Here is a 10,449-nt window from a genome sequence, read left to right on the forward strand (position 1 = left end):
GGGCCGTGGGTTTTTCACCCGGCGGGCCGGTGTGCGACGGGGGGGGTGCGGTCCCGCCCCCGGGCCCCCCCGGGTCCTGCGTAGCCGTCCGCAGGACTACGGCTGCATCTCGTACGCGCCCGACAGCGCCTCGACGCGCGCCCACACCTTCGCGGCCCGCTCGGCGTCGGCCACCGGCCGGCGCACGTGCGCGAGCGCCCAGGCGGCCTGCTCCTCCGTGGCCGAGGCCTTGCCGTGCAGCTCGGTCGCGTGCGCGGAGAAGTCGCGGACCAGCGCGTCGAAGACCTGGTCCAGCACGTTCGCCTCCAGGCCGGTCAACTCGGCCTGCTCCAGCACCAGCTGGCCGTAGACGATCAGCGCGAACAGCTGGCCGATCTCCAGCAGGAAGTCGAGGTCCGCCTGCTGCTCCTTGCTCGGCGCGTGCGTGAGCAGCAGCTCGCAGAAGCCGTCGGCCTGCTCGCGGAAGCGGGCGACGTTCGGCAGGTGTGCGTGCCGGTCGTAGGCGGTGCGCCAGTCGTGGAAGCGGATCGCGCCGAGGCCGCGGGCGGGGCCCTGGTGGAACAGGAAGACGTCGTCGGCGGCGTCCTTGCGGGTCGGCACGGGCGCGTAATCGGCCGGGGCGAACAGGTAGTTGGCCATGAACTTGAGGATCAGCGCCAGGTTGACGTGGACGGTGCCCTCCAGCTTCGGCAGGCCGCGGATGTCCTTGGCGGCCTTGTCGAAGTAGGTGTCCGCCTCGAAGCCCTTGGCCGCGATGACGTCCCACATGAGGTCGATGACCTTCTCGCCCTCGGTGGTGACCTTCATCTTGGTCATCGGGTTGAAGAGCAGGTAGCGGCGGTCCTCGGGGGAGGCGGTGCGGAAGTAGTCCACGGCCCGCGCGCTGAACAGCTTCATCGCCACGAGGCGGGCGTACGCGTCGGTCAACTCGCGGCGCACGTGCGGGAAGTCGGTGACCTTGCGGCCGTACAGGACGCGGTTGTGGGCGTGCGTGACCGCCTCGTACATGGCGTGCTCGCAGATGCCGACCGACGCCGTGCACAGGTTGAACTTGCCGACGTTGACGGTGTTCAGCGCGGCGTCGAACGCGGCCTGGCCGGTGTGCAGCACGTCCTCGGCGCGCACCGGGTAGTCCTCCAGCCGGAACTCGCTGACGTACATCTGGCTGTTCACGACGTTCTTGACCAGGTGGTACGCCTCGTGGCGGCTGTCGGCGGCGAAGAAGACGTAGCCCTCGGGGCCCTCGACGTCCGAGCGGCGGCCGAACACCGAGACCAGGCCGGCGACGTTGCCGTTGCCGATGTAGTACTTCGGGCCCGTCGCGGTGAAGCCGCCCTCGCCGTCCGGGGTGAGGATCATGTCGGTGGAGTAGATGTCGGCGCCGTGGGTGCGCTCGGAGAGGCCGAAGGCCATGACGTGACCCTCCGCCAGGAGGCGGGCGGCGCGGGCGCGGACGGCCTCGTTCTCGCTCTGCCACACCGGGCCGAGGCCGAGGATGGTGACCTGCCAGGTGTACCAGTAGCCGAGGCCGTAGAAGCCGAGGATCTCGTTCAGCTCGGCGATCCGGGAGGTGTCCCAGCGCTTGTCCGGGTCGGCGGCGGACGGAGTCAGGAACTCCGCGAACAGGCCCTCCTTGGCGGCGAATTCGAGGAAGTCGCCGTACCACGTGCGGTCGATGTAGGTGTCGATGAGCGCCTTCTTGCCGCGCGACTCGAACCAGTCGACGGTCGCGCGCAGCAGCCGGCGGGTCGGCTCGTCGAACTGCGCGGGGTCGTAGGTACGCGGGTTGAAGAGCATCACGGGCTCCCGGGGGTCGAGGGTGTGGAGTGACTGTGGGGTGGCTGTGGGGTGGGGCCAGGGGCGGCGCGGGAGGGCGGTCGACGGCCGACGACGGACAGATAACAGATAACAGATTTCAAACTCTGTTATCTGTCTTCTGTCATCTGTCGGCCGTCATCTGTTCGCCGCGGTCCGCTCCCCGTTGCCTGTCGCGTCGTCAGGGCCGGTGCCGTCGGCGACGAGGCGGTGCAGGGTGGTGAGCACGTCGTCCAGCCAGGCAAGGGTCATCCGCTCGTACTCGATGCCGCCGCGCAGCACCACGTGCTGGAGTTCCTGAGCGGTGTCGAGCGAGGTGAGGTCGGGGAAGTCGCGCTGCTCGCCGTGCAGGTAGCGGGTGAGCAGGGCGGCGTGGCCGTCGCGGTGGCGCTCGACCTCGGAGATCAGCGCGGCCGGGTCGTCGAAGGCCGCGGCGCGGATCTTCACCGCGAGCTCGTGCCGGACGGTCTCCGGCTCGACCGGTTCGCGCAGCCAGTCCGCGAGCGCGGCCCGGCCGGGCCCGGCCGCCGAGTAGACCTTCTTGTCCGGCCGGCCGTCCTGGGCGATCTCCTCGGCGGCGATCCAGCCGTCCGCCTCCATGCGCCGTAGCACCCGGTAGATCTGCTGGTGGGTGGCGGTCCAGAAGCGGCCGATCGAGCGGTCGAAGCGCCGGGCCAGCTCGTAGCCGGAGCCGGGCTGCTCCAGCAGTGAGACGAGGATCGCGTGCTCCAGTGCCATGCCCCGCATCCTGCTATGCAACGAGTTGCATAGGCAATGGCGCGCCGGAGCGGTGAGACGCAGGTCACCGCCGTGATCGGATGGTTATCGACCTTTTCGGACTATTAGGTGCAAAACGTTCGAGAAGCGCCAGAATGGGTACGGGGCAAGCGCCTTCCACGATCCGAACCACAGGAGGTGGTATCGGTGTCAACCCACACCCCGATGGGCATGGAGCACCATCCGGACATCGTCGAACTACGCGAACACTACGAGCGGGTCACCTCGACCCCGCGCGCCCAGGGCATCGAGGCCCTGGCCGTGCTGGCGGGCCTGTTCCTGGCCGCATCGCCCTGGATCGTCGGCTTCACCGCCTTCAGCACCCTCACCGTGACCTGCCTGATCGTGGGTCTGGCCTACACCCTGCTGATGGCGGGCTACGGGTCGGCCTACGAGCGCACCCACGCGCGGGCCTGGGCGGCCGCGGCGCTCGGCATCTGGACGATCATCTCCCCCTGGGCCGTCTCCGGATCGGTCGCGCACGGCAAGAACATCGTCACCTGCGTCATCGTCGGCGCCGTGATGTTCCTGCTCGGCCTCGCGGCGATCTCGATGGCCACGATCACGTCGAACGGAGCAGCGATGCGACTCGGCCGGGCCGGCCGCGCCAAGGGCTGACCTTCCCCGCAGCCCGCGTCCGGGGCACGGAACGGCGGCCCGCCGCCCTCCGCGCCCCGGCGCACGCCGGCCGCACGCACACCGGCCGCACGCCCGCCGCACGGGCCTTCGCCGCCGAGCCCGTCGCCGCACCCGTCCGTGACGGCCCCCGCTACGGACGCGTCATCCGCAGCACGTCCAGCGCCTCGTCCAGCTGCTCCTTGGTGAGCTTCCCCTCCTCCACGTACCCGCGCTCCAGCACCACCTGACGGATGGTCTTGCGCTCCGCCAGGGCCTGCTTGGCGACCTTCGCCGCCTCCTCGTACCCGATGTACCGGTTCAGCGGGGTGACCACCGACGGCGACGACTCGGCGTACTCCCGGGCCCGTTCGACGTTGGCGGTGATGCCGTCCACCGTGCGGTCGGCCAGCAGCCGGGCGCTGTTGGCGAGCAGCCGCACCGACTCCAGCACGTTGCGGGCGATGACGGGGAGCATGACGTTCAGCTCGAAGTTGCCGCTCGCGCCGGCCAGCGTGACCGTCGCGTCGTTGCCGACCACCTGCGCCGCGACCATCAGCACCACCTCGGGCAGCACCGGGTTCACCTTGCCCGGCATGATCGACGAACCGGGCTGGAGGTCCGGCAGGTTGATCTCGCCGAGGCCGGTGCGCGGGCCCGAGCCCATCCACCGCAGGTCGTTCGCGATCTTGGTGAACCCGACCGCGACGGTGCGCAGCTGACCGCTCAGCTCGACCAGGGCGTCGCGCGCGCCCTGTGCCTCGAAGTGGTCGCGGGCCTCGGTCAGCGGCAGGTCGGTGGCGCGGGCCACCTCCTCGATCACGGCCGCCGGGAAGCCGGGCGGGGTGTTGATGCCCGTGCCCACCGCCGTGCCGCCGAGGGGGAGTTCGGCGACCCGGGGGAGCGTGGCCAGCAGCCGCTCGCGACCGTGCCGCACCTGGGCGGCGTAGCCGCCGAACTCCTGGCCCAGCGTGACGGGCGTAGCGTCCATCAGGTGCGTGCGGCCCGACTTGACCACCTGCGCGAACTCGGCGGCCTTGCGCTCCAGCGCCTCGGCCAGGTGCTCCAGCGCGGGGATCAGGTCGTGCGTGACGGCGGCGGTGGCGGCGATGTGGATCGAGGACGGGAACACGTCGTTGGACGACTGGCTGGCGTTGACGTGGTCGTTCGGGTGCACCGGCCGGCCCAGCCGCTCGGCGGCGAGGGTCGCGATGACCTCGTTCGCGTTCATGTTGGACGAGGTGCCCGAGCCGGTCTGGAAGACGTCCACCGGGAACTCGCCGTCCCAGCGGCCCTCCGCGACCTCCTCGGCCGCCGCCGCGATGGCCGCCGCCGTCTCCTCGTCCAGCACGCCGAGCCGGGCGTTCACCCGTGCCGCCGCGGCCTTGATCCGGGCCAGCGCGGCGATGTGCGCGCGCTCCAGGCGCTGCCCGGACACCGGGAAGTTCTCCACCGCCCGCTGCGTCTGCGCCTGCCACTTGGCGGCCGCGGGAACGCGGACCTCGCCCATCGAGTCGTGCTCGACCCGGTACTCCTGCCCGGCCTCGTGGACCTGGCCGGCCTGGTGGCCCCGGTGGTTCTGGTCGGCCCGCTGTCCGTGGCCCTGCTGATCACCCATCGCGTGCTGCACCTCCTGAACGGTCCCGAACGGCGTCCCCGTCCCGGTCTCCGATCTTGACAGCCGTGCGCGGGCCCCGGGTATTTCCGGTGGCCCGCGCGTTCACCCCCGGGGGTTACGGCAGTTCGGCGCGGACCAGGCCGCCGGGCGCGGTGCCGGCCTGGGCGACCGGTGCGCCGCCCGGTGCCCAGAAGCCCGAGCCGCCCGAGGTGGCCGGGAAGTCGCCGCTGGCCCCGGCGCTGGTGGAGAGGACGCTCCAGACGCCGTGGGCGGCGGCCCTGGCCCCGAGGTGCTCGTCGCGGCGGGCTGCGGATTCGGGCGAGGGGCCGTAGAGGGTGGACGCGACGTAGGCGTCGATGCCGAGGGCCGCCGTCTCCTCGGCGTGCGTGGGATCGGCGGCGTCCGCGCAGATCGCGAGGCCCAGCCTGACCCCGTCCAGCTCCAGGACGACGGGTGCGTCCCCGGCGGTGAAACGGTTCAGCTCCTCGCCGTGCAGCCGCATCTTCCGGTAGACGACGGAGACCCCCTCGCCGGTGACCGCCATGGTCACGATGTATTCGCGCCCGTCGGCGTCCGCGGCCGGGGCCCCGGCCAGCGCGGTGGCGCCGGTCTCGGCGCAGGCGGCGATCAGCGGCGCGAGCCGCGCGTCCGCCGGGTCGAGGGCCGGGGCGGTGAGGTCGTAGCCGGTCAGCGACAGCTCGGGGAACACCACGAGCCGCGCTCCGGCCTCCTGGACGGCCGCGGCGTGCCGGGCGGCGTTGCCGGAGACGGTGTCCGGCCGGCCGGGCTCCTCGCAGACGGGTTGGGCGACGGCGACGGTCAGGGATGCGGGCATGGCGGTGCTCCCGGGCGCGAGGCGGAAAAGATCAACTTATGCGGTCGTCCGATGGCCCGACAAGAGGCTTCGGCGGGCGGCCATCCAGGTAGAGGGCTAGGCAGGACGGAACCGGGGTCGCGCTCCGGCACGGCTGGTCAGCCGCACGCCGGCACGCCACTATGAGCCGCATGACCAACGACCAGGGCGCCACCGCCCGCTACGAGGCCATCGCCGACGAACTGGCGCCGCGCGGCGCCCACCGGAGCAAGATGTTCGGCATGCCCTGCCTGAAGGACGTCAACGGCAAGGCCTTCGCCGGACTGCACAGCGGCGAACTGGTCTGCCGCCTCGGCCGCGACTCGGCCGAGCACGCGGAGGCCCTCGCGACGGAGGGGGCGCACCTCTTCGACCCGGCGGACGGGCGGCCGATGAAGGACTGGGTCTGCCTTCCCGAATCGGCGGCCGGGCAATGGCAGCGCTACGCGGAGGCCGCCCTCGCCGCGCCACGCTGACGGGCCCCGGGCCCGCCCTCGCCGCGCTGACGTGTCCCGGGCCCGCCCTCGCCGCGCTGACGGGCCCCGGGCCACTCCGGCGGCCCCGACCGCGCATCGGCATGAGCCATGATCACTCGTACGGGTGAATGATCGGCTGGAACGCTTCAAACGGCCGTCCGCCACTTCGTACGCTCCTGCCCGGACCCGGGGCCGACGACGGACACCCGGGCGACGAGCTCAGGGGGCGGGACGGTTGACCACAGGACGGTGGCGCGGAGCCGGCGGCGGCCGGGACGGCGAAGCGGTGCGGGCGGCGGATCCGGGCTCCGCCGACGGGGCACGAGCGCACGGCGGCGGCCTGACCAGGCGGCAGATGCTCGGCGCGTCCGCGGCGCTCGGCGCGGGGGCCTGGCTGCTGCGCGGCACCGTCGGCCCGGACAGCGCCGAGGCCGCCGCGCCCGTCCCACCCGGGCTGCCCGCCGGCACCGAGCTGTACCAGCGGGTCTTCCAGAACTGGTCCGGCGAGATCCGCACCGACCAGCTGTGGACGTGCGCGCCCCGCACCCCGGAGGAGGTCCCCGCCCTCGCCGACTGGGCGCACGCCAACGGCTGGCGCCTGCGCGCCACCGGCTACCGCCACACCTGGGCGCCGCTCACCGTCGCCAACGGCACCCCCGACAGCGCCCGCGTCCTCCTGGTCGACACGAGCCGCCACCTCACCGCGATCACGGCCGACTCACCGACCACCGTGCGCGTCCAGACCGGCGCCACCATGGAGGACCTGCTCGCCCACCTGGCCGGCCGCGGCCTCGGCCTCACCGCCTGCCCGGCGCCCGGCGAGCTCACCGTCGGCGGTGTCCTCGCCATCGGCGGCCACGGCACCGCCGTCCCGGCCGCCGGGGAGACCCGCCAGGACGGGCACGGCTACGGATCGGTCAGCAACCAGGTCACCCGGCTCACCGCCGTCGTCCTCGACCCGGCCACCGGCCGCTACGCCCTGCGCACGTTCGACCGCTCCGAGGCCGACAGCGCCGCCTTCCTGGTCCACCTCGGCCGGGCGTTCCTCACCGAGGTCGTCCTGCGGGCCGGCGCCGACCGGCCGCTGCGCTGCGTCAGCCGCCTCGACATCCCGGCGAGCGAACTCTTCGCCCGTCCCGGCGACACCGGCGGCGGACTCCTGGGCGGCCTGCTCGGCGGCGGCCCACCGCGCACCTTCGCCGACTTCGTCGACCGCGACGGGCGCGCCGAGGCCATCTGGTTCGCCTACACCGAGTACCCCTGGCTCAAGACCTGGAGCGTCGCCCCGGCCAAACCGCTCGCCGCCCGCGCCGTCGACCAGCCCTACAACTACCCGTTCTCGGACAACGTCCCGGAACCCGTCGCCCGGCTCGCCGGCCAGATCGTCTCCGGTGCCTGGGCGTCGGCCCCGCTCTTCGGCCAACTCCAGTACCTCGTCGCCAAAGTGGGACTCACCGGCGACCTCACGGACGTCCTCCTCTCGGGCGGGCTGCTGCGCGACCTGCTCACCGGCGACCTCCTCACCCACCTCCTCGCCGCCGGGCTGCGCTCGGACCTGTGGGGCCCCTCCCGCACCCTCCTCCAGTACGTGCGCCCCACCACCCTGCGGGTCACCGCCAACGGCTACGCGATCCTCTGCAAGCGCGCCGACCTGCAGTGGGTCGTCAGCGAATTCGCCGCCCAGTACCGGAAGCTGCTCGCCGACTACCAGGCGCGCGGCGAGTTCCCGGTGAACGGCGCGGTCGAGATCCGCGTCACCGGCCTGGATGACCCCGCCTACGCGGACGTCCCCGGCGCCCGGCCGCCCCTGCTCTCCGCGCTGCGCCCGCGCCCAGACCGCCCCGAGTGGGACACCGCCGTCTGGCTCGACGTCCTGGCCTTCCCCGGCACCCCGGGCCTCGAACGCTTCGCCCGCGACCTCGAACAGTGGCTGCTGCGCACCTTCGACGGCACCCGGGCCGGCCTGCGCGTGGAGTGGTCCAAGGGCTGGGCGTACACCGCCGACGCGGCCTGGTCCGACCCGGACCTGCTCGGCCGGGTCATCCCCGCGAGCCTGCGCGACGGCGGCGGGCCGGGCTGGGACGAGGCGGTGGCCGTCCTGAACCGGCACGACCCCCACCGGGTCTTCGGAAACCCCTTCCTGGACGGCCTGTTGACGTAGCCGACTCCGAACGGTCGGCCATCGACGATCCATCGGGTGCGTCAGATGTGTTCCATGACGATCACCGCCAGGGTGTCCGGGGCGAGCGCGCGGAACACGTGCGGGGCATCGCCCGGGTAGCTCACGTAGTCGCCCGGGCCCAGCTCCACCGGGGCCTCCGTCGGCCCGGCCAGCGCCCGGCCCGCTCCCAGCATCACGTGCTCGACCGTGCCGGGCATGTGCGGGTCGGAGGCCCGGGTCTCGCCCGGCTGCGCCTCGATGCGGTAGATGTCGCGCCGGGCGTTCGGCGGGCAGGACGACAGCACGGTGGCCGCGTAGTCGGCCCGCTCCGAGTGCGTGACGGGGCCCTCGCCCGCCCGGATCACCCGCACCGCCGGGCGCGGCGGGTCGACGAGCCGGCTGAACGGGACGTTCAGTGCCACGCCGAGCGCCCACAGGGTCTCCACGCTCGGGTTGCCCGACCCCGATTCCAGCTGCGAGAGCGTGGACTTGGCGATGCCCGCCCGTCGGGCCAGCTCGGCCATCGACAGGCCGCTGCGCTCGCGCTCGCGCCGGATCGATGCGGCGATCAGGCCGATCAGCTCCGTGCCGGAGCCCAGGGGGGAGCCCGCGCCGGAGGCCGTACCGGATCCGGCGGAAGGGGCGGGGTTGGGGGTCGGGTCACTCATGCTGTCCACTCACGCTTCCTCGCGCCTCCTGCGGTCCCGTCTGCCTTGTCGGCCGCGCCATGCTCCCATGTCCGGCTCCCTGGCTCCTGGGCTCCCGAGCTTCCTGGTTCCCCGGCTCCCAGGACCTGGCGTTCGGTGTGGCGGTCCAAGGGTTCGCCTTGACGAACGGCTGGCCTCGGGTTCATTCTAATGGACATGCGTTCGCTCTTTCGAACACTGGAGTCTGCCACCGTCCGTGACATCGCTCTGGTCTGCCTGGCCGACGCCCTCGTCGGCGCCTCCTTCGGTGCGATCAGCGTCTCCGGCGGCCTGCCGCTCTGGGTGCCGGTCGTCATGTCCCTCCTCGTCTTCGCGGGCGGGTCCCAGTTCGCCGCCGTGGGTGTGGTGCTGTCCGGCGGCGGTGCGCTCGCGGCCGTCGCCACCGGGCTGGTGCTCAACGCTCGCCTGCTGCCATTCGGCTTCACCGTCGCCGACGTGCTCGAAGGCCCGTGGTGGCGACGGCTGTTCGGTGCCCAGCTCATCACGGACGAGAGTGCCGCGTTCGTCCTGCGGCAGTCGGACGGGCGGCGCCGGCGGGCCGCGTTCTGGCTGTGCGGGGTCGCGCTGTTCGTGGTGTGGAACGTCTCCGTCGTGCTCGGCGCGGCCGCGGGCGGGCTGATCGGCGACACGGACGCGCTCGGCCTCGACGCCGCCTTCCCGGCGGTGCTGCTCGCCCTCGTGCTGCCCTCGCTCGACGACCGTCGGACGCGCGCGGCCGCGGTGGCGGGAGCGGTGGTCGCGGTGGTGGCGACGCCCTACCTGCCGGCCGGGCTGCCGGTGCTGCTGTCGCTCGTCGGGCTGCTGTTCGCGGGGAAGCCCTCGGCGGCGGGGGAGTCTCGGGCGGCAGGGGTCGAGGGTGTGGTCGCCGTGGAGAACCGGTCCAACGCCCTTAAGGAGGAAGTCCGTTGATGCCGCTGCATGCCGTGCTGCTGCTGGCCGCAGGCACGTACGCCTACCGTCTTGCCGGGCCGCTGCTCGGGCACCGGATCGAACTGTCCGAGCGACTCCGGCACTTGCTGGCCGTGGCCGCTTCCGTCCTGCTGGTTGCCCTGGTCGCCACGGGTGCGCTCACTCAGGGCCATGGCTTCGCGGGGTGGGCCCGGCCGGCGGGCGTCCTGGTCGCGGGTGTCCTCGCCCTGCGTCGTGCGCCGTTCCCGGCGGTCGTCGTGGCGGGAGCGGCGACGACCGCGGTGCTGCGGCTGTGCGGGGTGGGCTGACCGCCGACGGGTGACGAGTGGCGGCGAACAGATAACAGCGAACAGATAACAGATGACAGATTTCGAAATCTGTCATCTGTTATCTGTTCGCCCCCCCCCCTGACCCCCCCCCCCCCCCCCCCCCCCCCCCCAAAAACCCCACTTATGGAACACCCCCCCCCCCCCGGGGCGGGGGGGGTGCCCCCCCCCCCCCCCCCCCGGGTCACCCCC

Annotated in this window: 10 protein-coding genes; 5 read left to right on the top strand and 5 right to left on the bottom strand. The window is 72.9% G+C overall.

Features of this window, described 5'->3' with window-relative positions; translation table 11 throughout:
• Window positions 1-96 precede the first annotated feature (96 nt).
• The gene (locus ACFV4G_RS31770) at window positions 97-1,797 is read right to left on the bottom strand and encodes an acyl-CoA dehydrogenase family protein (protein WP_380445574.1); all 1,701 of its coding nucleotides are present in this window, start codon (window positions 1,795-1,797) and stop codon (window positions 97-99) included.
• Window positions 1,798-1,953: 156 nt separating this feature from the next.
• Window positions 1,954-2,553, bottom strand: coding sequence for a PadR family transcriptional regulator (locus ACFV4G_RS31775; RefSeq protein ID WP_380445575.1), 600 nt, complete (start codon window positions 2,551-2,553; stop codon window positions 1,954-1,956).
• A 186-nt stretch (window positions 2,554-2,739) separates the two neighbouring features.
• Between ACFV4G_RS31775 and ACFV4G_RS31780 the strand changes: the two genes are divergently transcribed.
• Window positions 2,740-3,210 (top strand): SPW repeat protein, encoded by a 471-nt coding sequence (locus ACFV4G_RS31780; protein WP_329930749.1) that lies wholly within the window; start codon window positions 2,740-2,742, stop codon window positions 3,208-3,210.
• Between the two features lie 151 nt (window positions 3,211-3,361).
• Here ACFV4G_RS31780 and ACFV4G_RS31785 read toward each other — a convergent pair whose 3' ends face one another.
• Window positions 3,362-4,825, bottom strand: a complete 1,464-nt coding sequence (locus ACFV4G_RS31785; protein ID WP_380445576.1) for a class II fumarate hydratase — start codon at window positions 4,823-4,825, stop codon at window positions 3,362-3,364.
• Window positions 4,826-4,940: 115 nt separating this feature from the next.
• Complete coding sequence (locus ACFV4G_RS31790; RefSeq protein WP_380445577.1) at window positions 4,941-5,660, bottom strand: carbon-nitrogen hydrolase family protein; 720 nt, start codon at window positions 5,658-5,660, stop codon at window positions 4,941-4,943.
• Between the two features lie 170 nt (window positions 5,661-5,830).
• Here ACFV4G_RS31790 and ACFV4G_RS31795 point away from each other — a divergent pair, with 170 nt between their 5' ends.
• Complete coding sequence (locus ACFV4G_RS31795) at window positions 5,831-6,154, top strand: hypothetical protein (protein ID WP_380445578.1); 324 nt, start codon at window positions 5,831-5,833, stop codon at window positions 6,152-6,154.
• A 355-nt stretch (window positions 6,155-6,509) separates the two neighbouring features.
• The gene (locus ACFV4G_RS31800) at window positions 6,510-8,315 is read left to right on the top strand and encodes a cholesterol oxidase substrate-binding domain-containing protein (protein WP_380445608.1); all 1,806 of its coding nucleotides are present in this window, start codon (window positions 6,510-6,512) and stop codon (window positions 8,313-8,315) included.
• A 41-nt stretch (window positions 8,316-8,356) separates the two neighbouring features.
• Here the strand turns inward: ACFV4G_RS31800 and ACFV4G_RS31805 are convergent, their stop codons facing one another.
• Window positions 8,357-8,983 (bottom strand): helix-turn-helix domain-containing protein, encoded by a 627-nt coding sequence (locus tag ACFV4G_RS31805; protein WP_380445610.1) that lies wholly within the window; start codon window positions 8,981-8,983, stop codon window positions 8,357-8,359.
• Window positions 8,984-9,178: 195 nt separating this feature from the next.
• On the opposite strand from ACFV4G_RS31805, the gene ACFV4G_RS31810 reads away from it, so the two are divergent.
• Together ACFV4G_RS31810 and ACFV4G_RS31815 are read left to right on the top strand one after the other, a co-directional pair.
• Complete coding sequence (locus ACFV4G_RS31810; RefSeq protein ID WP_380445579.1) at window positions 9,179-9,931, top strand: AzlC family ABC transporter permease; 753 nt, start codon at window positions 9,179-9,181, stop codon at window positions 9,929-9,931.
• Window positions 9,931-10,239, top strand: coding sequence for an AzlD domain-containing protein (locus ACFV4G_RS31815; protein ID WP_380445580.1), 309 nt, complete (start codon window positions 9,931-9,933; stop codon window positions 10,237-10,239). The genes ACFV4G_RS31810 and ACFV4G_RS31815 overlap by 1 nt, the downstream gene beginning before the upstream one ends.
• Window positions 10,240-10,449: the final 210 nt, after the last annotated feature.

It is taken from the genome of Kitasatospora sp. NPDC059747, assembly GCF_042732955.1.
GTDB lineage: Bacteria > Actinomycetota > Actinomycetes > Streptomycetales > Streptomycetaceae > Kitasatospora.